At 37.4% G+C, this 21,750-nt stretch carries 20 protein-coding genes and 1 other annotated feature; of the genes, 10 read left to right on the top strand and 10 right to left on the bottom strand.

The features are described 5' to 3' along the window. Positions 1-52: 52 nt before the first annotated feature. Entirely contained in the window at positions 53-1,489 is a 1,437-nt protein-coding gene (gene proS, locus OXPF_RS03520) for a proline--tRNA ligase (protein WP_054873823.1), read from the bottom strand. A gap of 79 nt (positions 1,490-1,568) precedes the next feature. After that, positions 1,569-1,799 (bottom strand) — a binding site (T-box leader). 451 nt (positions 1,800-2,250) lie between these two features. On the opposite strand from proS, the gene OXPF_RS03515 reads away from it, so the two are divergent. The 4 genes from OXPF_RS03515 to OXPF_RS03500 all read left to right on the top strand — a co-directional run bounded on the left by OXPF_RS03515 (position 2,251) and on the right by OXPF_RS03500 (position 6,781). Next, positions 2,251-4,410 (top strand): S-layer homology domain-containing protein, encoded by a 2,160-nt coding sequence (locus OXPF_RS03515; protein ID WP_054873822.1) that lies wholly within the window; start codon positions 2,251-2,253, stop codon positions 4,408-4,410. Positions 4,411-4,553: 143 nt separating this feature from the next. Next, on the top strand, positions 4,554-5,279 hold the full coding sequence (locus OXPF_RS03510) for an EcsC family protein (RefSeq protein ID WP_054873821.1): 726 nt from the start codon (positions 4,554-4,556) through the stop codon (positions 5,277-5,279). Positions 5,280-5,364: 85 nt separating this feature from the next. Then, the gene (locus OXPF_RS03505) at positions 5,365-6,072 is read left to right on the top strand and encodes an alpha/beta hydrolase (protein ID WP_054873820.1); all 708 of its coding nucleotides are present in this window, start codon (positions 5,365-5,367) and stop codon (positions 6,070-6,072) included. Positions 6,073-6,127: 55 nt separating this feature from the next. Next, on the top strand, positions 6,128-6,781 hold the full coding sequence (locus OXPF_RS03500) for a DUF4397 domain-containing protein (protein ID WP_054873819.1): 654 nt from the start codon (positions 6,128-6,130) through the stop codon (positions 6,779-6,781). Between the two features lie 34 nt (positions 6,782-6,815). On the opposite strand, the gene OXPF_RS03495 is transcribed toward OXPF_RS03500, so the two are convergent. The 3 genes from OXPF_RS03495 to OXPF_RS03485 are packed head-to-tail and all read right to left on the bottom strand — an operon-like array spanning position 6,816 to position 9,728. Further along, entirely contained in the window at positions 6,816-7,025 is a 210-nt protein-coding gene (locus OXPF_RS03495) for a hypothetical protein (RefSeq protein ID WP_054873818.1), read from the bottom strand. Then, a complete protein-coding gene (locus tag OXPF_RS03490; RefSeq protein ID WP_160317141.1) occupies positions 7,026-8,138 on the bottom strand; it encodes a Ger(x)C family spore germination protein in 1,113 nt (370 codons plus the stop codon). Positions 8,139-8,183: 45 nt separating this feature from the next. After that, positions 8,184-9,728 carry a spore germination protein gene (locus OXPF_RS03485; protein WP_242854310.1) on the bottom strand — a complete coding sequence of 515 codons (1,545 nt, stop codon included), beginning with the start codon at positions 9,726-9,728 and terminating at the stop codon, positions 8,184-8,186. 225 nt (positions 9,729-9,953) lie between these two features. On the opposite strand from OXPF_RS03485, the gene OXPF_RS03480 reads away from it, so the two are divergent. Further along, positions 9,954-11,042: a GerAB/ArcD/ProY family transporter gene (locus tag OXPF_RS03480; RefSeq protein WP_054873815.1), complete on the top strand. Its 1,089-nt coding sequence runs from the start codon at positions 9,954-9,956 to the stop codon at positions 11,040-11,042. Here the strand turns inward: OXPF_RS03480 and OXPF_RS03475 are convergent. Continuing rightward, positions 11,034-12,137, bottom strand: coding sequence for a GerAB/ArcD/ProY family transporter (locus OXPF_RS03475; RefSeq protein WP_054873814.1), 1,104 nt, complete (start codon positions 12,135-12,137; stop codon positions 11,034-11,036). The two genes, OXPF_RS03480 and OXPF_RS03475, sit on opposite strands and share 9 nt — an antisense overlap. A 144-nt stretch (positions 12,138-12,281) precedes the next feature. After that, positions 12,282-12,950, bottom strand: coding sequence for a glycerol-3-phosphate 1-O-acyltransferase PlsY (plsY, locus tag OXPF_RS03470; protein ID WP_054873813.1), 669 nt, complete (start codon positions 12,948-12,950; stop codon positions 12,282-12,284). 278 nt (positions 12,951-13,228) lie between these two features. Between plsY and OXPF_RS03465 the strand changes: the two genes are divergently transcribed. Together OXPF_RS03465 and OXPF_RS03460 are read left to right on the top strand one after the other, a co-directional pair. Continuing rightward, positions 13,229-14,533 (top strand): glycosyl hydrolase family 18 protein, encoded by a 1,305-nt coding sequence (locus OXPF_RS03465; RefSeq protein WP_242854309.1) that lies wholly within the window; start codon positions 13,229-13,231, stop codon positions 14,531-14,533. A 114-nt stretch (positions 14,534-14,647) separates the two neighbouring features. After that, positions 14,648-15,013 (top strand): winged helix-turn-helix domain-containing protein, encoded by a 366-nt coding sequence (locus OXPF_RS03460; protein WP_054873812.1) that lies wholly within the window; start codon positions 14,648-14,650, stop codon positions 15,011-15,013. A 52-nt stretch (positions 15,014-15,065) separates the two neighbouring features. On the opposite strand, the gene OXPF_RS03455 is transcribed toward OXPF_RS03460, so the two are convergent. Genes OXPF_RS03455 through proC form a run of 3 tightly spaced genes read right to left on the bottom strand, consistent with a single transcriptional unit; the run spans position 15,066 to position 17,987 of the window. Further along, positions 15,066-15,983 (bottom strand): ketopantoate reductase family protein, encoded by a 918-nt coding sequence (locus OXPF_RS03455; protein WP_054873811.1) that lies wholly within the window; start codon positions 15,981-15,983, stop codon positions 15,066-15,068. Between the two features lie 28 nt (positions 15,984-16,011). After that, positions 16,012-17,115, bottom strand: coding sequence for an aminopeptidase (locus OXPF_RS03450; RefSeq protein WP_054873810.1), 1,104 nt, complete (start codon positions 17,113-17,115; stop codon positions 16,012-16,014). A gap of 32 nt (positions 17,116-17,147) precedes the next feature. Next, the gene (gene proC / locus OXPF_RS03445; RefSeq protein WP_054873809.1) at positions 17,148-17,987 is read right to left on the bottom strand and encodes a pyrroline-5-carboxylate reductase; all 840 of its coding nucleotides are present in this window, start codon (positions 17,985-17,987) and stop codon (positions 17,148-17,150) included. Between the two features lie 193 nt (positions 17,988-18,180). On the opposite strand from proC, the gene OXPF_RS03440 reads away from it, so the two are divergent. Together OXPF_RS03440 and OXPF_RS03435 are read left to right on the top strand one after the other, a co-directional pair. Continuing rightward, positions 18,181-18,456, top strand: coding sequence for a hypothetical protein (locus OXPF_RS03440; protein ID WP_054873808.1), 276 nt, complete (start codon positions 18,181-18,183; stop codon positions 18,454-18,456). 49 nt (positions 18,457-18,505) lie between these two features. Next, positions 18,506-18,769, top strand: coding sequence for a hypothetical protein (locus tag OXPF_RS03435; RefSeq protein WP_054873807.1), 264 nt, complete (start codon positions 18,506-18,508; stop codon positions 18,767-18,769). 37 nt (positions 18,770-18,806) lie between these two features. Here OXPF_RS03435 and OXPF_RS03430 read toward each other — a convergent pair whose 3' ends face one another. Then, a complete protein-coding gene (locus tag OXPF_RS03430) occupies positions 18,807-19,520 on the bottom strand; it encodes a YwaF family protein (protein ID WP_054873806.1) in 714 nt (237 codons plus the stop codon). Positions 19,521-19,620: 100 nt separating this feature from the next. On the opposite strand from OXPF_RS03430, the gene OXPF_RS03425 reads away from it, so the two are divergent. Then, complete coding sequence (locus tag OXPF_RS03425) at positions 19,621-21,705, top strand: beta-propeller domain-containing protein (protein WP_054873805.1); 2,085 nt, start codon at positions 19,621-19,623, stop codon at positions 21,703-21,705. The last annotated feature ends 45 nt before the right edge of the window (positions 21,706-21,750 follow it).

Raw genomic sequence — 21,750 nt, 5'->3', positions numbered from 1 at the left:
TAAGGAAAAAATCAGGAGCGGTTCAAATTGAACTGCTCCTGATTTTTTCCAGTTAATATGCTTTTCCCCAATAAACCATTTTTTCCGCCTTTTTGCCGCAGCACACACAGGTATCGGATACCTTTTCCTGTTCAAAGGGCATGCACCTTGATGTCGTGCCCGCAACCTCCTTAATTTTATCCTCACATTCCCTGTCACCGCACCACATAGCCTTTATAAATCCCGGCTTGTTTTCGGCCAATTCCTTGAGCTCTTCTATGTCAGCAGCTTTATATGTCTTCTCTTCTCTTACACTTTTAGCTTTATCATATAAAGACTTTTGAATATCTTCTAAAAGTTCAGGAAGCTTGGTTTCTATTTCGTCTAGTGAAACAAAAGTCTTTTCCCTCGTATCTCTTCTTACCAGTACTACCTGGTTTTTTTCAATATCCTTAGGTCCTATTTCCAGCCTTACTGGAACACCTTTCATTTCGTATTCATTGAACTTCCAGCCCGGCATTTTGTCGCTTGTATCCATTTTTACCCTTGCAATTTTAGAAATCCTGTCTTTAATTTCATTTGCCTTGCCAACAACACCTTCAACATGCTGGGATATGGGTATTATGACAACCTGGATGGGTGCAACTTTAGGAGGGAGCACCAATCCGCTGTCATCTCCATGTACCATTATAATGGCACCCATTATACGGGTGGACATTCCCCAGGAGGTTTCGTATACATATTTTAATTTCCCGTCCTTATCGGTAAACTGTATATCAAAAGCTTTTGCAAAATTATCCCCGAAGTTATGGGATGTTCCGGCCTGAAGTGCTTTTCCGTCATGCATCAATGCTTCTATAGTATATGTGGCACTTGCACCTGCAAATTTCTCTTTATCCGTCTTTTGCCCCTTTACAACAGGAATGGCTAAAAACTCTTCGGCTAAGGTTGCATATACATTTAGCATCCTTACTGTTTCTTCTTCTGCCTCTTTTTCAGTTGCATGAATTGTGTGGCCTTCCTGCCATAAAAATTCCGCAGTCCTTAAAAAGGGGCGTGTCGTCTTTTCCCATCTTACAACGGAACACCATTGATTATATAATTTGGGAAGATCGTTATAGGATTGTACTGTCTTTGACCAATGGTCGCAAAACAGCGTTTCGGACGTAGGGCGCACGCACAGCCTTTCAGTGAGCTCTTCACTTCCTCCATGAGTAACCCATGCCACCTCAGGGGCAAAACCTTCTACATGTTCCTTTTCCTTATTTAACAGGCTTTCAGGTATGAACATGGGCATATAGACATTTTCATGTCCTGTTTCCTTAAACATCCTATCCAGTTCTCTTTGTATGTTTTCCCATATTGCATAACCGTATGGGCGTATTACCATACATCCTCTTACGCCTGAATAGTCAGCAAGCTCTGCCTTTTTAACTATATCGGTATACCATTGTGCAAAATCCTCATCCATCGATGTGATAGCTTCTACGAATTTCTTCTCCTTTGCCATATGAATCCTCCTCGATTACGAAAGTTAGTGCCTTCGTTATATTTTTTCCAATTTAAACACAAAAAAGCCTCCAATCCCTGCAAGGGACCGAGGCATACGGTGGTACCACCCTAATTAATATATCAAGCGATATATTATCTCATTTTAATAACGGTAATTTCCGCTGCAGCCTAATGAATATCTCAATTGATATGGTTCGGTGCAGGACTCAAAGGCGGGTTCAAAAGATGCTTTTATAGAATCTCTCAGCAAATGATTCCTTTTCTGTATAATTGCTTCTCTTTCTACTATACCTTTTCACAGTCTTAATATAAAGCTGTAATCTTTATCTTAAATTATTATATAAATGTTGTCAATATGGAGATTTCTCAGAATAAAACAAAAACGTTAAAAAATTCACTGAATAATCATAGAGTTGAGATTTCTAAATTGCTATACTATTATTGTGAAGGATGAATATACCACCTAGGATTTTTAATTTTAGATATAGCAGTTTTTTTGTAATATTTGCAGTTTATTCTTAGTAATTTATGAGCTTTACTACTCTCAATCCTTTACAATTATTTTGCAAATTTCTTTAATACTTCCCTACATATAAAAAATGTGAGTCTTGTCCCTCACATTTTTTATTTTTGCATTTTATTGCTTTGCCCATAAATATACAATAAAATTTAATTATAATTTCTAATCTTGCTAAATTTTCGGAACACTTATATTTTTTTCCCGTCTTTAATAAAAGAAAATGAAAAAGGAGGCTATTTATGAAAAAGAAAACTTCTATTTTACTGGTTTTAACATTATTAATTTCGCTTGTTATACCGGTTACATCCTTTGCCGAGGATAACACCGGTCTCAACAATGCCATCAGCACTGCCAAAAACTTAATTGGCATAATAGAAACCTATGATGATTTTTCATACAATATGTATACCACTGACGGAAAAACCGTTTACGGCCTTAACTGGAGGGACAGTAAAAATTTAAAAGGCAGTGTGGATGTTACCATTGATTCAAACAACAGGATATTAAACTATTATTCCTACAAGCCTTATGAAAAAAACAAAGACTCTAAAATGCCCACTGTAAGTAAAACTGAGGCCAAAGCAAAAGCTGATGAATTTATTAAAAAAATCAATCCTGAAATGTGGACTAAGCTTGAGTTCAAAGAGGATGCAGCGCCAGTAAATATAAACGATACCGGCTATTACTTCAGCTATATACGTATTGAAAACGGTATACCTTTTATGCAAAATAACGTAAATGTTACAGTTAACAATAGCACAGGAAAGGTTGAAAGCTTTTACAGCAACTGGACTGATGATTTGGTATTCCCCCAGTCATCCAATTTAATAAAATTGGATGAAGCTGAAAAGATATATGCAGAAAAACTGGGGCTTAAGCTGGGAATTAAAATGAACTACACCGATAAAAACAGGACTCCCTACCTTGTATACACAAATGTATATAACAACCGTTCAATTGACGCCATAACCGGAGAGATAGTATCGGCTTCAGATATTTATTATGCACTGGCAAAAGAAGCTTCCGCCCGCGGAGCATCCTATGATATGGCAGCTGGGAACACAGCAAGTATACCTTTAACTCCCGAAGAATTAAGTGCAGTTCAAGATGCATCAAACTTCATTGCCCAGACTAAAGCCGAGGATATTGCCAGAAAACTCCTGGCCTTAAACAATACCTTCAAGCTGGAATCAGTTAATTTATACAGTACCGGCCAGAATGATGAATTCTCCTGGAGCCTGTATTTCACCAAGGAGACAAAGTCAAATGATAAAGCCACATATGAAAGCGCCAGCATTTCAATAGATGCAAAAACAGGGGAAGTTTTAAACTTTTACAGATATTCCTCTAATGATAATGAAGGCAAGGTTAAATATGATAAGGACCAATCCCTTAAAAAGGCCCAGGATTTTATCAAATCCATGCAGCCTTCAAGGGTTAGCGAAATAGAATATACAACCTGGCAGGAGGGAACTCCGATACCTTATGCACAAGAAGAAGCCCCCAGAAACTATTATTTCACATTTACAAGGAAAGCTGACGGTGCATACTTTATAGATAACGGCTTTAACGTCACAGTGAATGCCGTATCAGGAGAAATAACCAACTACAGCTACAACTGGTATAAAGGCGAGCTTCCGGATGCATCAGCCATAATAAATTCCGAGCAGGCCCATAAAATATTGTTTGAAAACGTAGGATTGACTCTTCAATATGTTGCCGACTATTCAAACCCGGCACAATCAAAAGTCATTGCGCCGCCTGCAAAGGATACTAAACCGACAATAAGACTGGTTTATGCGGTAAATACCGATAAGCCGTCAAACATCCATGCAGTAACAGGCAAGCTCCTTGATTATGCAGGAACAGAGTACAAGGAAAAAACAGTTTCACAGTATACGGATATAGCCGGTCACAGTGCTGAAGACCGAATCAGAATACTTGCAGAGTATGGAATATCTTTAGACGGAACTGAATTTAAACCGAATGAAAATATAATCCAGAAAGATTTCTTATATCTCCTGCAAAAATCCATCGACCCATATGTAAGCTTTAAACCTACAGGAGAGAAACAAGCTGATGAGGATTTCTACAACTATTTAATTAGGTCTGGGATAATCCTTGAAAATGAGAAAGACCCACTGGCCACTGTGAAAAAGGAAGATGCAGTTAAATTTTTAATCCGGGGCTTAAAATATGACAGTGTGGCAAAAATACAGGGGATATTTAATCTTCCATTCACCGACAAGGATTCAATAAATCCCGAGCTTCAAGGCCATATGGCAATCGCTTACGGCTTAGGTATTATTAAAGATGATAACGGCAGCATCAATCCTTCCAGTCTCATAACAAGAGCCGATGCTGCAGTAGCATTATATAATTTCCTCAACGCAAACTAAACTTTAAATAAAAGGAGGCTTCGAACACAACAACGAAGCTTCCTTTTTTGTTGTATTTAACCTCTCTTAATAGCAGTGGCATATACATATATAATATAAAGAAGTATAATCATATATATTAGAAAAGCGAATGTGGTGATTTTATGATTTCATATGAAGATAAATCAATACAGGAATTAAAAGAGTGGCATAGGGAAATATTAAGAAGGCCTTCTATTACAAGCCGTATATCAAAGAATTTTCAAAATACAGTCAACACTATAATTCCTGATAAGTTTCACCAGGTGATTACCGAAGCTATAAAAAATATGGTCAAAGCCGTTCTAACAGGGTCGGAATTTATTACCGGATATCCGCTGGTGGCTGCGCCTTTAGAAGAAAGGGAACGTAAGGTTAGGGAAAGGATTAATTTTTATAAAGGCACTGCGGCAGTTGAAGGTGCTAGTACCGGTGCAGGAGGTTTTCTTTTAAGTCTTGCCGATTTTCCGCTGCTATTAAGCATTGAAATGAAGTTTCTCTTTGATACGGCAAGCCTTTATGGCTTTGATGTAAGGAATTATAAAGAAAGATTATATATACTCTATATATTTCAACTGGCATTTTCCAGCCCTGTTAAAATTGCCGAAAACTACAAGCAGCTTAAGGATTGGAAAAAGATTTACGATGAACTTCCCATGGATATCAACTCTTTTGATTGGAGAACCTTTCAGCAGGAATATAGGGATTACATAGACTTAGCGAAAATGCTTCAGATGCTTCCGGGGATAGGTGCAGTGGCAGGAGCTTACGCCAACTACAAGCTCCTCGATAAACTTGGTAAAACCGCAATGAATGCATACAGGCTGCGTATACTAGATATTAACATATGATTTCTTCTTTGATTGCTTGATATCATGCAATGAACATTGCATCATACCAGCAATCAAGACTGTAAAAGAGGTGCAAAAGTTATTTATGGAAGATAAGATAGGCTGTCTTATAGTACATGGCTTTGGCGGCAGTGTATGGGAAATACAACCTTTATCCGATTACCTAAGCAGCAAGGGTATTGTGACAGTTTGCCCAAAGCTTAAAGGCCATACAGGAGTAAGGCGAGACCTTGCTCATGTTAATTATGAAGATTGGATACAATCCGCACAAGAAGGTTTGGATGAGCTTAAAAGCAAATGCAGCTTTATTGTCTTAGTGGGTTTTTCAATGGGGGGATTGATTTGCGTCAATTTGGCCTTAAAAAACCATGTGGATAGTATTGTCACATTGAATACTCCCATATATTACTGGGACTTTAAAAGAATAGCACTAAACCTGAAACAGGATTTTAAAAGAAGAGACTATAAATATCTTAAGTTCTATGTCAGAACGAGTGTTGAAAAGCCCCTTTATTCCCTTATTAATTTCAGAAAACTTCTTTATATAACAAAGCCGCTTTTTAAGGAAATAAACAACCCCATGCTTATTATCCAGGCATTAGAGGATGATACGGTACAGCGAAGAAGCGCTGATTATATATACAAAACCATATCATCCGTCCATAAGGAATTAAAATATTTTACCGGGTCTGACCACATAATATGCCGCAGCTCCGTTTGCAGCAAGGTTTTTAATACGGCGTATGAATTTTTAAATAAAATATATGAAATGAAAAACAGATCAGTCCTATAGCAATTCAGAGGCATCCTTCATATAATAGTGTAATCTCATATTTGGAGGATGTCCCGTGTTTGATTTTTTAAGCTATAATTCCATGGATTCTTATATACCTCAACAAAAACAAGTCCCTTCTTGCCATGTGCGTATTCTTCAGATATCTCCCCGAACAAAAAAGGCGGATATATATTCAAATGGACAGCTTATTGCAAAAGGCTTAGGGTTTAAAAAATTTACCCCTTATTTCACACTACCTGCCGGCAAGCATAATATCAAGGCGCTTATGAATATAAATAAACCCGCCCTTGCAGATGACACTTTTATAATAAAAGAAGGATTGATATATACCCTTGCTTTGATTGGAGGCAGGGAGGATATACAGTTTATTTTATTTGAGGATATATTGGTTAAAGAACACGAAAATACATCAAATATAAGGCTGGCTAATTTATCTTCGGATTCTTCAGTCTTGAACCTTTCCATTAACAAAGGCGACACCTTGATAGAAGATGTACAGTATAAAACCTCATCTGATTATACTGCAATCTCTCCGGGAAAATATGTATTGAGATTGGAGATCCCGGAAAGATACCATGTTACAATCCCAGATATGGAATTTAAAGATGGTTGGAATTATACTATTTACGCCTTAGGTACTATAAATTCAAAACTAAACCTTCAGGCTTTTTCCATCCTCGACGGAAACACCTATTTACATTCATAAAAGCGCAGAATCATCTGCGCTTTTGTATTACGGATTATTTCCCTATCACATAGTTTATAACAGCTTCTATAGGATCAGCCGGACTGGGTATTTCAACTCCAAGGCTCAAAAGCATACTTAATATAAATGCTGTACCAAAAGTAATACCGTAAAGTATCAGCTCTTTTTTTTGCTTATTTTTAATCATAGGAAACATCTCATAAAAACCTATTATTGCATAAACTACTATAACCAAAATAAACATTTAATCACCCACTTTTATCGGCTTTGATGCCAAAGCGCTGCCTTTAATTTCAACTTTGACACTGACATTGGTATCCATATCGGCAAAAATATTTCCCCAATCATCTTTAATTGCTTTCCACTCATTTGGCATCTTCCTTTGAACAGTGCTTCCAAATCCGAATACATCGCTTTTATACTGGCTCTGTACCTTTTTTATTACACTTTCAAGCTGACTTTTTACAGTCTTTTCTGCAACCTCAATTACTTTTTTTCTTCCATCCTTACTGATTATATCAGTATCTCCCTGCACTTCAGCAATACCGGCATCAATTACTACTTTTATATTCATTGTGAGGTTTCCTTCCTTAATCACCGGAGTAACCTTGGTAGTAACTTTAGATAATTCCAGGGTTGCATTGGTATTTTCCATAATATTTGGAATTATAATGAGACCGCTATTTATTTTACCTTTAATAAACAACATACTTCTGCTCTCAGTATCATCGAGCCATCCTATCATTTTATCTTTTTTAAATACTGCTGTTCCTGTAACCTGAGGGGTGATACTGTCTTTATCCTTTGCCATAATTGCAGTAGGTATTGTGGCTGAAATACCTTCGGCAGACAAATCTTTTATAAATTGCCACAATTCAACTACTGCATAACTCGGGATGCTTTTTTGTGACTTCATTGTATCAACTATATGGAAGGATATGGTATCATGAACCTTGTCCTTTCCTTTTAAAAGCTCTCCTGCTGTTTCTTCCTGGGATATGAGAAGATAGGTGTCCGCCCTGGCCTCGGCATCCCTGTTAATAAAATCTATGACATCAATAACGCCTTCTCTTGCAATATCCTGGCTTATAATAAATACTCTGGAATGCCCCCAATATATCCTTCTGCCTATCCTCATTATCATGTTCCTTATAGCATCGAATATGGTTATACCCTCCATATTCATGATATCAGGTGTAATGCTCCCATCCTTGCCTCCTTTGGCATTAATAATCTCAACGGTTACCATATAATTATTATTGTCTTTATTTTTATCTACTGCAGCCCCTGCCGCTATGTCAATATCATTTAATTCTCTGTAATTCCAACAGCCCGAAAGAAAAAATATATTTAACAATATCAAAACATAAAATAATGCCCGCTTTAGCATTTTCCTTCCATCCTAACTGTTTTTATTTGGTTTAGCGTCCGGCATCCTGATAGGATTGCTGCTGCCTATTATTTTAGGACGGTAATACATATACCACCAGGGGGCTCTTATGATGGTGTCCTTAATATCCTGCATATTAAGAGAACCTAAATTTATCATATATGGCACACCGAAGGATCTCATAGACATAAGATTTATAAAAAGCCCTATTACCCCGAATATGTATCCGTACAATCCCAGCAATCCTGCAAGCAGTATAAATATGAACCTGATTATTATGACTGCGGTGTTCATCGAGAAGACTAAAAAAGAAGTTATACCCGTCATAGCTACTATGATTGTAATTGGTGCACTGACAAATCTGGCGTCCACTGCTGCCTGACCTATAACCAGGGCGCCTACAATGCTCACGGCACTTCCTACAGGTTCGGGAAGCCTGGTCCCCGATTCCCTTAGTATCTCGAACATAAATATCAATACCAGTGCTTCAACTATTGTAGGAAAGGGTATGCCCTGCCTTGCTGATGTTATGCTTAATAAAAGCGGCGTGGGTATCATCTCCGGGTGATATGTAACCAGGGCTAAATATATTGGAGAAATACTGGTTGTTAAAAAAAATGCCATATACCTCATAATCCTGTTGAATGAGGCCAGATAGTAGTTATCATAATAGTCCTGATAAGATTGAAAGTATTCCATAAAAATATACGGCACCGTAATGGTTACAGGAGTGCCGTCCACAAGAATTGCAATCCTTCCCTCCAGCATTTTGCCTACTATTACATCAGCTCTTTCCGAATAACCTGTTGTTTTAAAAATAGAAAGAGGGGAATCGGCTATCAATTCCTCAATGTAATTTGATGCAAGTATACCGTCTATATCAATTTTTTTAAGTCTTTTTAAAAGTTCTTCGAGTATTTGTTTATTTGCTATACCATCTATGTAACAAACACTTATCTGTGTCTTTGTACTTTTTCCCAATTCCATAAAATTAAATTTAAGCTTAGGATTTCTTACCCTTCGCCTTATAAGGGATGTATTTATTATTATAGACTCGACAAAGCCGTCTCTGGGCCCTTTTACTGTACGCTCGGCTGTAGGCTCCACTATGCTTCTGGTCTTCCAGCCTTTTGTGTTCATAATAATTCCCACATCCTGCCCGTCAACTAAAAGCACTGTATCGCCATAGAGCAAATTACCGACAATTTCATCTATATCGGTCTCCTTTCTGATATCGTCGGATGCTATTACTTTTTCTATTAAGAAATCCACTGCATTAAGGGCCTCAGTATCGGATAAAATTTTACAGTTCATAACAGGCGTTAATATATTTTCATTTATTATCTCGCTATTTACCATGCCATCGGTAAAAATCATCATGCATTTTAACGCATCCATAGTTTCAAAACATCTGTATCTGATGGTTTCGTCGCCTTCAAATATCTCCTTAAATAATTTTTCATTTTCCTTCAGAGATTTGCTTAAACTAACAGCACCTTCATTTCCCGAAGGCTTTATTTTGTCATCTTTGCCCTTACCTCTCTTAATTATCTTCACCATCATATTCCCCTAAAATATATTTTTAAATAGTATCTGCACTTTACGGCGAATTATTAAATTTACTTGATGAGTTATGCAATTATCTTAATGAGTATATTCCATGGATATATCGGATAAGCACTGCTTACACGGGGTATATTACTATAAAGATTGGCATTTTTTAAGCTGACATTTTATTTCAGTAATATTCTATAACTTTACTTAAATCGGAGGAAAAAATCAGTGCAAAAAGAAACCATATCAGACAGGCAGGGAATAACTCTGATGATAATGTTTTTGATAGGAACAGCCATAGTAATTGTTCCCGGACTTGATGCTAAAAAAGATGTCTGGCTGGCTGTGGCCTTTACGGCAATAATTGCATCTCTTGTATCCCTTATATATGCAAGGCTTTTATCCACATTCCCCGGAAAAGACATTTTCGATATTATGAATATAGTATTAGGTATAATTCCCGGCAAGGTAATTTCAGTATTGTATATATGGTTTGCTTTTCATCTTGGGGCTCTTGTTTTGAGAAATATGGGAGAATTCATCAGAAATGTGGGACTTAGATACACTCCCATGGTCATTCCGATTTTATGCATATCCCTGCTTTGCATGTGGGGAGTTAAAGAAGGCCTGGAATTATTAGGAAGAATGACCGAATTCTTCACTCCAATGATATTGCTGTTTCTGGTATTGACGCTATTGTCACTGACACCGCTAATGGATATAAACAATATATTGCCTATATTTTATGATGGTTTGCCCCCGCTTATTAAGGGTTCTTTCAGCCTTTTTTCTTTTCCTTATGCCGAAACAGTAGTTTTTACAATGATATTATGTCATTTAAAAACCAAGAAGTCTCCATATAAAATTTATACTTATGGTATACTCATATACGGTATTCTTGGAGTATTTATCGTATTGTCGGTCATTTTAGTTCTGGGCGTTGACATCACCTCAAATGCATATTTCCCGACTTATTTGGCAGCCCGCAAAATCAGCCTGGCTAACTTCTTTCAAAGCTTTGAAATCATCGTGTCCCTGTCATTTTTAATTGCAGGCTTTATTAAGTTAAGCATATGTACCTTGGCGGCATGCAATGGACTTTCCAAAATATTTGGTTTTAAGGATTATCGATTTATAGTATTGCCTGTAACCTTGTTAATGGTTAATCTATCACTCTTCGTATATGATAATATAAAGCAGATGTACCACTGGGCTCTCGCAGTATGGCCTAACTACGCATTCCTTTTCCAGGTTATACTGCCGGTTATTTTACTTACGGCGTCAGAAATAAAGCTGCGCTCAAAAAAATTAGCCTAAGCCGTATTTTTTGTCTACTCTTATCATTCTTTTAATTTCACAGGCAAAAAATAGTATTGCAGGAAGAAAAAGCTGAAACACTATTGCCAAATATGGCCAGGTTTCATTGTTCCATCCGTCGTATTCAAGTATGCTTTTGTGAAAGAATATAGACGTGGATATAAGCAGAAGGGCCGCGGGAGTCGTTAAAAATCTGTAGCTTTTATAGCCGAATACTTTGGAAAGGCCTTTGCTTATAGCGATTAAGTACACGCTTACCTTTACAAAGCCTCCCAGCATCATCACCAGCGCAGCGATTATTTCCATTCTTTGCAGAAAATTTCCTACATCAATTTTTGAGACTACAGAATAAGAAGGATAGTACAGCTCCGATGCCACATCCACTCCCAGTACCAGAAGGTCCGTCAATGATACTATAAGCACCATAATACCTCCGAGTAATAATGAAACAATATAAACTTTGAATGAAAATTTTTTTGATTGAAAGCTTGAAAAAATTGCACTGAATATCACTATCTCTCCGAAAGGAAATGAAAAGGTGTAAAAAGCGCCCCTTAAGACGGGTTTTATTCCATCATACAGCATAGGCTGTATATTTTTCAGCTCCATCTTTGGTATCAAAAGTATTACGGCAATAAAAATAGCAGTAATGTATAATGGTATAAAAAATTCTGTCCACCTTCCCAAGACTTCTGTACCTTCTTTTGCAACCCATAAGCACAAAAGCATTATAAAAAATATTGTAGCTAGTCTTGGAGTCTCGGGGAGAGTAACGGTCTGTATAAAAAAAGTAATATTTGATAAAACATCTATACCCGTCTGAAAGAAGTACGCAGTAAATAACAGGCCTATAATTTTTCCTCCGATTTTTCCAAAGCAAATTTCAAGTACATCAAAGAGATTTTTATCCGGATAATCAAAGTGAATTTTTGCAAAACCGATTCCTGTAATCAATGCCGCCAGCACTGACAGCACTACGGCCATCCATACATCCTTTCCAGCCGTAATTCCAAAAAGGGATGCAGAGGAAGTCCCCGATAGAAATATTACCATTATGGATATGGCCTGCTTGTTTGAAATTACTTCCTTGCTCACTGCATTTTCCTCCTGGTTGTCGCGCTCGCTATATGGGTGACTCATTTTAATTTAACCATATATAAAATAATTATGCCTGTCCTATAACAATTAAAAAACTCTGAAGAAAGCTTCAGAGCTATGTATATTAGGTTAATGTACAATTTAATTTCCTTTTAAAATCCTGACCTTGTTAAATCTGTTTTCATTGCCTGCAAGAAGCCTTTTAATATTGCTCCTATGAGTATAAAACATAAATAATCCCATTATAAAACTGAATATGACTTCCGCCTGCTCAAAGCTGCCCGGAATAATATAATACATTATGGTGACAGTTAAAGGAAAAGCGGCGCTGGCAGCGAGAGAGCTCAATGAAACATAGCCGCTTGAAACCAGAACTATCGCAAATACCGGGACGCATATTAAAATTGCTGCCGGATGATATAATCCTATGAGTATTCCTGCTGAGGTGGCAATACCTTTGCCTCCTTTAAAACCTGCAAAAACCGTATAGCAATGACCGATAATTGCCGCTGCTCCGGCAAGAATGGGTATTATTACAAGGTGATCCATGGGCTTGTGAAATATGTTTATCTTAGAAATCCATACAACGGATGCAAAGCCCTTGAATATATCAAATAGAGCCACAATAACACCGGCTTTCCAGCCTATGACCCTGAAAGTATTTGTTCCGCCTGCGTTACCGCTGCCATGTTTTCTTATATCGATACCTTTTGAAAGCTTTCCTACAATAACGCTTGTAGGTATAGACCCTACAATATATGCTATAAAAATTATGAGTGCGGCGTCACTTACATATTTATAGTTAATCATAAAATGTGTACCTCTTTTTTTAATTTATACTTAAAAATAATTAAATAGCCAATCCACAAATATTTTACCACAATTCCATGATATCCTAAAACACTTAATATTATGAAATCAAGTATTTCTCCCCTCCCCATACCCCTAACGGCATCATTTATGCCAAAATTATGCTATCAATCGTAATGCTGCAGCTTCTTATTCCACATATTACAATTATAAGTATTTTTAAAAATGTGGTTAAATAGATATGAAAGAATTTATTTACGTGAGGATGGGGATGAGATTTGTTAAGCATAGGTAAGAAATTAGCAATATTATTAATAATGCTTTTGTTCCTCTTAAATGCTCATATTATTTATGCCGTCAATAATGATAAGATATATGGAGCTCCGGAATTAACCGCAACTGAGACAACAAATACCCAGATAACGCTTAAGTGGACTGCGCCTCAAGATTACCTGAAATACAATATATACAGAGCATATGAGGACAGCAGCGATTTTTCACTTATAGGTACTGTTTTTACCCCTTTCTTTACCGATACGGGACTTGATGCTGAAGTATCATATAAATATTATGTACGAGCCTTTGCATCTGAAAATGCTTATGGCGATTCAAATGTATTGAATGCCAAAGCCGGGGATAATAAGATTGTATTGGGCTTTACCACCAAGTACGGCGATAAAGATGTATCGTCATATAAATCCCTGGCCAATAACTCTGATGTAATAGATGAAATCGGCACATATACCTATATAACCGATGCAAAAGGAAATCTTACAATTGCAGGAACCATTCCATCAGACCAGGTAAGCTATGCCAAAAGTAAGAATATAAACACTTATGCATTAATTACAAATGAATTTGACGGGAAACTGGGGAAAGAGCTTTTGGAAAGCCCGCAAAACCGCCAAAACCTTATAAGCAATATCCTTTCTGAATTGAAGAAATACGAATATACGGGAGTAAATATAGATTTTGAGATTTTATATGCATCATCAAGGGAGCATTTTTCAGCCTTTATGAAGGAGCTTTATGAAACATTAAAACCCCAGGGCTTTGCCGTTACGGTGGACGTGCCCGCAAAAACCATGGATGTTTCATATCAAACCTGGATATGGGCATATGATTATTCTGAAATTGCAAAGTATTCGGACAGGGTGATTATAATGACTTATGACGAGCATTATCCCGGCGGAGAGCCGGGACCTGTGGCTTCCATAAATTGGGTGAAAAATGTAATTGATTATGCCGTCACTGTCATACCAAATCAAAAAATACTATTAGGGGTGGCTGCCTATGGATATGTCTGGTCATCAAACGGCACAAAAGCCTATGGCATAGAAACCTTAACAGATATGGCCGCATCCTACGGCAAGGATATCCAGTGGGATCCCATATCCTGTTCTCCCTATTTCAGCTTCACGGATAAAAGCGGCATATATCATACAGTATGGTTTGAAAATAACGACAGTTTTGAGTACAAGCTTGATATCGTTAATGATAAAAAGTTAGGCGGTATCGCCATTTGGAAGCTTGGCCTTGAAAACCCTTCATATTGGACAAGTATAAGGAATAAGTTGAAATAGTAAATTAGCCATTTTTATATTTTATGCGCATATCAAACCGTTCTCTATGTTTATTACCGTCAGGTAATATGTTATCATTATTGCAAAGGTCAATAACATGGAGGTGGATAAATTATGAGATGTTCAAAATGCAATACGACTATACCCGAGGATGAAGTCTGTAACTATTTAGGTCAAAGTTTATGCGAGGACTGCTATATAGCTAAAATTGCTCCTCCCAAACCCTGTGATGTTTCAGCCGTACACTCTGCAAAAACACACAGAGCGGCAGCCGGCCACACAGGCTCTGACGGCCTTACAGAACTTCAAAAGAAAATGTATAATTATATAAAGGAAAATGGTAAAGCTACAAAACAAGAGCTTTGTGAAAAGCTTAATTTATCTTCTCTGGAGCTGGACAGACAGATTTCCGTATTAAGGCATTGTGAAGTATTAAAAGCTCAGAAAACCGATAACAGCGTATATATCGTCCTTTGGTAATTTGTACAGGTAAAATTTTTACAGGGGTCAGCAATGACCCCTGTAATTTTTTCTATTTCATAACTTCTATGGTGCGTATCATATTGAACAATGTGCGGTTGATGGGAGTATCCACATTATATTTTTCGCCCAACTCGCACACTGTGCCTGCAAGCATTTCAACCTCAGTTTTACGCCCTGCTTCAACGTCCTGAAGCATGGAGGTTTTACCATCAGAAGATAAGGTATTCATAACCCTTACAAATTCTTCGATATCCTTTTCGTTGAGATTGATACCCATCTTTTGAGAAATGAGCACCACTTCACGGGCAGCGGATGTCATTAAATCATTGGCTTCCTTAACCCTCTGGAACACTCCATAGGGTGCCTTTAATACCGCAGAGGTTTGGTTTATGCCTACATTGACCATAAACTTCCACCATAATGTGCGTATCATGCTCTCGGGGACTACATGAGGTATATCTGCTCTTTCAAACAAATCCTTAACAGCCTCAGCCTTTTCCGATAACACCTTGTTTTCCTTTTCTCCAAAGTGAACCTGTCCAAAGTTTTCATAATGTATTTTATTGCCTTCCCTTACGGCATCAATTGCCACACACATAGCATAAAGCATCCTGTCCATTCCGTATTCCGAACCTATTATATCTTCACTTGATATTCCGTTCATAAGAGAAACTATGGTAGTCCCAGGACCCACATGGTTTTTGATGGCTTTTATCGTCTCATACAGGTCATGAAATTTAACAGATACCAGTATCAAATCAGCGGGAGCTGTTTTTTCTTCGGGAGCTATGTAGTTGAAATTATATAATTTATCGTTTATATAAAAACCGTCCCGTGAATATCTTTCTATTCTATCCTTATCAGCGATAATTTTTATACAATCTTTGTCCATATCGCTTATTTTGGCGGCATATGACGCCCCTATGGCGCCTAAGCCGATTAAGGATACCTTCTCGATTTTCTTCAATTTTTGCACCTCGCTTATCTTAAGTCCTTTATATCAATAGTTTGCCATCCTTATAAAACAACTCTCCGTCAGCATAAACTTCCCCGCCTTTTCTCATATCACAAAGCATATCCCAGTGAATTAAAGAATTGTTTTTGCTGTCGGATTCCTCAAAGCCTCTTCCTATTGCAAGGTGGATTGTTCCACCTATCTTTTCATCAAAGAGCATGTTTTTTGTAAATCTTTTTATTTCATAATTTGTGCCTATGGCAAATTCGCCGACGTACCTTGAGCCTTCATCAGTGTCTAATAAGGCCAAAAGCAAATCCTGGCCCACCTTTGCCGAGGCATCCACAACTTTGCCGTCTTTAAATGTAAGGCGTATGTCCTCTATCTCTCTGCCGTTGTATATTCCCGGGAAGGAAAACCTTATATGACCGTTGATTGAGTGCTCCACCGGGCTTGAAAATACCTCCCCGTCGGGAAAATTCTGTTGGCCGCAGCAGTTAACCCATCTTCTTTTATCTGTTCTAAGCCTTAAATCGGTATCCTCTGCCTTAACATGAAACTCACTTTTACCTGACAGCCATTTAATGATTTTATCCTGGCTTTCCTTAATCTTTTTCCATTGGGCTGTGGGGTCATCATAATTCAACATGCAGGCACCGAAAACAAAATCCTCATATTCATCTAGGGACATGCTGGCCTCCTGGGCATCGGCATAAGTTGGAAACTGGGTGCCGCACCATTTAATCTCACCTTTATCTATCCTGTCGTTTAACACATTGATTTCCTTTTCCCTTGCCTTCCTTCTCCTTTTCATAAGCTCAGGATTTATACCGGTCTTTTCCCTTGTGTTATATTCCCCCCATATGCTGAGCAGTGCATCTATTTTTTCTGCTTCATAAAGGCTTATGGGATTTGCAAAATTAAGCTGCTCTTCACAAGCACTTTTATAAAATACCTCTTCTATTCCTTCAGGTGCTATTCTTACCATGGGATTAGCTCCCACCTTTAAAGCTTCCAGATAGACCTCTTTTATAAGAGGCATGCTCATGTATTTTCCATCTATTAAAAATAAGTTACCCTTATTTATCTTCATCGAATAGTTGACTAAAACCTTTGCCATTTTTTCAATTCTTATATCTTTCATAATGTCCCTCCAAAATTTTTATGGTAATACATTTATTCCGCCTTTTTGCCTACTTCCTCCATGCGTATCTTTCCTGCTTCAACGGCATTCATAACTATGCCCCTGAAGCCGCCTCTCTCCAATGCATGAACGCCTGCAATGGTTGAACCGCCGGGTGAGCATACATTATCCTTCAATTTCCCAGGATGCTCTTTTGTTTCTAAAACCATTTTTGCCGCTCCCATCAAAGTCTGGGCTGCCAGAGTTGTAGCCATATCTCTTGTTAATCCCATTTCCACTCCGCCGTCTGTCATAGCCTCTATCATAAGGTATGCATAGGCCGGGCCGCAGCCGCTGACCGAAGTCAATGGGTCTATTAAATGTTCCGGCACAAGATAAGCAATTCCCAAGGCCTTAAATATTGTAAGGGCAAGCTCTCCGTCTTTTTCTTTAGCCCTGCTTCCAAGAGCAATTCCCGATGCGCCGGCATTTACAAGCATAGGGGTGTTTGGCATTACCCTTATTACAGGGGTTTTATCAGCGTATTTTTCTATTGCAGAAGTCTTTACTCCTCCCACAATTGATATAATGAGATGCTCCTCTCTTAAGGGGAGGTCTTTTATTGCCTCCAAAACACCTTTTAATACCTGAGGTTTTACTGCCAGAACTATTATATCGCACTCATCCACAATAATATCATAACCCTTACCCTCGGTAACCTTAATAACCTTGACTCCGTATTTTTCAGTCATATATTGAATTCTTTTATCCGTAGCCACATTTACATATATATCATCGCCCATAAAAAGGCCCGCGCTTATCAAGCCTTTAATAATAGCCTCTCCCATTTGGCCGCCGCCTATAAATCCTATTTTTTTATTCAGCGTTCCCATTTGCCTTCCTCCCTTTGCTTCAAGTATACGATATTAATAGTTTAGCATATTTGATCAAATATAGCATAAATTTGCATAGCAAATTTTATGCAAAATGAATTCAAATGATATCATTTGAATTCATTAGTCCCATATTATCTTAATTTTCTCATATAATAACCTTATAATGAAATTCACTTAAAGAGTAGGACATATGAGATATCTTACATATGAATTATGGAACCGAATAAACAGTGATTTGGCAAAGGAGAGAGAAAAATCACATTTGCAATGGAGTAAAGGCTCAAAAGAGTACCCGGAAATATTTGAAAATATCAAACATAGACTGCCCAAAAAAATTTTAAACGTTTATATGAAAGAACATAGGTTCCATGATTTTCATCTTAAAGATTTTCAAATAATACATGGAAAGGAAGGCTATAAAAATCCTGTTTCAGCCAGTTTGACTGTGATTTTCACAATCCATTAGGTAACTTTATAAATATGTCCGCATTTTATATACCTTGGGGTGGCATCAGATGAATGAAAAAGAGTATAGGAAACAAACTTATAAAGTTTACGGGAGTTTTTCACTAAGTATAGTGTGGCTTGTCGCCTTGTTTACATTAACCCGAATGTTTCCGGGTACTTTTCAGGAACAAAAGTTAATAGGCAAAATAGCAATTTTAATTTTATTTGCTTCAGGAATTGGATATGTAATCTTTTTAATAAAATTTTTATCAAGCAAGAAAACTATTAAATGCTTCAATTATTATTTCAATAAAGAAAAGAAAAAACGATGATACAATAAGGTGAACTGAAACATTTATGAAAAATACATTACATATCAAAATACCTTCCTTTACTGTTACCTCCCCCTATAACAAATGGTACATATAAAAGTACAAATATAATAAAAGCAACCGCCTCCAGAGATATTATATAAAACGGCCAGGGGCCTAAATAGTCCATTATGGATGAAGCCTCAGGCTTTGCACATAAAAACATATAATTAGAGCCTGTGAGTTTATTAAAAATACCGATAATTATGGCATAGATATTTAAATATATAAAGGTTTTAATTATGGATTTGGCTGCAGGCTTATAGTTTTCAACAAAGGTCATAAAGAGGCAGGCCAGAATTATTGCTCCGTGGGCTGTGAAAAATTGAAAATATCTGAAGTGGGGATACGTATACATTCCTATTTCGGGTGTGAATATGGCTTGAATTGCTCCGCCTATTCCTGTGAAATATACTATTTCATATATTTTATAGCTTTTAGTTAAGAGCATTACAGCGCAAAGTATTGCGGATATGCTGCACAGCTCTAAGGGCAGTGTCCACTTGACAGACCACGCATCTATACTTACAGTCCAAATTTGAAAGGAAGCCTCCTGCAATAAAAGGATGACTGCAATTGCAATTCTCAATGCATCTCTTTTACTTCCACGTTTTATTTTATCCCTTAATAGATAAAAAATTAAACATATCAAGGCTATAGCTATCATAGCTGAAATATGGGCCGGCGAAAAAAGTATAAAATATTTATTCATAACAAAGCTTATCCTTTCCCATAGCATTATTATACAAATTTGGGAACACAACTTATCACATTCCCGTCTTATTACCAATATATACGGGAGGTCAGATAATATGAAAAAACATACAATTGCTATAATTGTTTTATTTACAACTTTGGTTTTATTGATTTCCATACCGGTAATGAATTTTGCAAATGCGCAAGATGAGTCGAACAAGGCGATATCAAACAAAGAAGATGTAACTGTGACGCCTGCCCCAGATATTGAAGAAGTTCTTCCGGTGGTTGGAACCTTTGAAAACCTTAAAAGGCTTGTGTCAAATTCCAATAGCTCCAATATCTATTATAGCGATAACTTTGTAAGCATACAAAAAAGCGCTGCCATGAATGGCGTCTCTACGTCCGAAGCAGAATCCGTCAGAGCCGCCGGTGCAACAGACAGCTCTGCAGCTTATTCCGGCGATTATTCCGCGACTAATATCCAGGTTGAAGGCGTTGATGAAGCTGACATAGTTAAGACAGACGGCAAATACATTTACCAGGTCAACAACAGAAGAATTGTAATTGCTTCTGCCTATCCCTCCTCGGATATGAAAATAACAGCCACGTTGAATTTTGACGATAAAAATTTTTATCCCAGAGAAATTTACGTAGATGACAATTATCTTACCGTTATCGGCACCACCCACTCAGACGTTAAATATGACATTCCCCAAGACAGCAGAATTGATAAAAGAATAATGCCTTATTATTACGGCAAGAGCATGGTAAGAGCAATTGTTTATGACATAAGTGATAAAAATAATATTAAAGAAGTTCGCCAGGCGGAAATTGAAGGGGATTATTTATCCTCCAGAAAAATAGGCTCCAGGCTGTATATAGTTTCAAATAAATATATAGACTTTTATCTTTTAGAGCAGGGAATTGAGTACATTACTCCTTCTTACAAGGACACGGCGGTATCACCTGAAACTAAGATCATAGATTATGATGAAATAAGATATTTCCCGGATATAGAGAGCAGCAACTATATGATAGTTGGCTCAATGGATATTGCAGATAATGAAGAGATAAAGGTAGAAACTTATTTAGGCGCTGGACAAAACATATATGTATCCAATGAAAATTTGTATGCTGCGGTAACAAAATACGAATATGAAGAGCCGCTGATAAATGATGCTGCAAGCAACAGGATTATGATATACCGCCCAATCTATAAGCAGAATACCCTTGTATATAAATTTGCATTGAATGATAGAAAGGTGGCTTTTACTTCAAAAGGAGAGGTTCCCGGCACCATAATAAACCAGTTCTCCATGGACGAACACAAAGGCTATTTCAGAATAGCCACAACTTCAAATGATGTATCCAATCAGGGAGCGAGTGTTTCGAAAAATAATATATACGTTCTTGACAGCTCCATGAAACCGGTAGGAAAGATTGAGGATATAGCACCCGGTGAAAGAATTTATTCCGCGAGATTCATGGGCGACAGAGGATACCTGGTTACCTTTGAAAAAGTAGACCCATTGTTTGTTGTGGACTTTAAGGACCCTGAAAACCCCGAGATTTTAGGCGCATTGAAAATACCCGGCTACAGCGATTATCTGCATCCATATGATGAAAACCATATAATAGGCTTCGGAAAGGACACCATAGTTCTGCCCCAGAAGAATGAAAAAGGCAACACCATAAGTGAAACGGCATTCTATCTCGGAATGAAAATCGCCATTTTTGATATAACCGATGTAACCAATCCTAAGGAGAAATTCTCCACCATGATAGGCGACAGAGGAACTGATTCTGAGCTTTTATACAACCACAAAGCCCTGTTATTCTCCAAGGAGAAGAATCTCTTGGCCTTCCCGGTATCGGTATATGAGCTTGAAAAAGGACAGGATGCGGTGAATAAAAAATATAATCATCCAGAATACGGAACCTTCAAATTCCAGGGAGCTTATGTTTATAATATAGACCTTGAAAAAGGCTTTACCTTAAAGGGCAAAATAACTCACATGGATGATACTGCATATAAGAAAGCGGCCATGTACTATAAAGACGGAATGGATTATGTTCAAAGGATTCTTTATATAAACGATACATTATATACACTGTCTCAGCAAAAGATTAAGGCATCGGATATGAATACATTAACAGACAAAGGCGAAGTAATAATACCTTCAGAAAAAAATAACTAAAAATTAGGCAGCATTTTGAAGAATAAGCTTTAAGATGCTGCCTTA

This window comes from Oxobacter pfennigii, from assembly GCF_001317355.1.
Classification (GTDB): Bacteria; Bacillota; Clostridia; order Clostridiales; family Oxobacteraceae; genus Oxobacter; species Oxobacter pfennigii.
This window is presented reverse-complemented; position numbering and strand designations above follow the sequence as displayed.

Excerpts from the sequence above, each read along its gene's own strand:
- proS (WP_054873823.1), bottom strand. The coding sequence starts at position 1,489 with ATGGCAAAGGAGAAGAAATTCGTAGAAGCTATCACATCGATGGATGAG.
- OXPF_RS03515 (WP_054873822.1), top strand. The coding sequence starts at position 2,251 with ATGAAAAAGAAAACTTCTATTTTACTGGTTTTAACATTATTAATTTCG.
- OXPF_RS03510 (WP_054873821.1), top strand. The coding sequence starts at position 4,554 with ATGATTTCATATGAAGATAAATCAATACAGGAATTAAAAGAGTGGCAT.
- OXPF_RS03505 (WP_054873820.1), top strand. The coding sequence starts at position 5,365 with ATGGAAGATAAGATAGGCTGTCTTATAGTACATGGCTTTGGCGGCAGT.
- OXPF_RS03495 (WP_054873818.1), bottom strand. The coding sequence starts at position 7,025 with ATGTTTATTTTGGTTATAGTAGTTTATGCAATAATAGGTTTTTATGAG.
- plsY (WP_054873813.1), bottom strand. The coding sequence starts at position 12,950 with ATGATTAACTATAAATATGTAAGTGACGCCGCACTCATAATTTTTATA.
- OXPF_RS03460 (WP_054873812.1), top strand. The coding sequence starts at position 14,648 with ATGAGATGTTCAAAATGCAATACGACTATACCCGAGGATGAAGTCTGT.
- OXPF_RS03450 (WP_054873810.1), bottom strand. The coding sequence starts at position 17,115 with ATGAAAGATATAAGAATTGAAAAAATGGCAAAGGTTTTAGTCAACTAT.
- proC (WP_054873809.1), bottom strand. The coding sequence starts at position 17,987 with ATGGGAACGCTGAATAAAAAAATAGGATTTATAGGCGGCGGCCAAATG.
- OXPF_RS03440 (WP_054873808.1), top strand. The coding sequence starts at position 18,181 with ATGAGATATCTTACATATGAATTATGGAACCGAATAAACAGTGATTTG.
- OXPF_RS03435 (WP_054873807.1), top strand. The coding sequence starts at position 18,506 with ATGAATGAAAAAGAGTATAGGAAACAAACTTATAAAGTTTACGGGAGT.
- OXPF_RS03430 (WP_054873806.1), bottom strand. The coding sequence starts at position 19,520 with ATGAATAAATATTTTATACTTTTTTCGCCGGCCCATATTTCAGCTATG.
- OXPF_RS03425 (WP_054873805.1), top strand. The coding sequence starts at position 19,621 with ATGAAAAAACATACAATTGCTATAATTGTTTTATTTACAACTTTGGTT.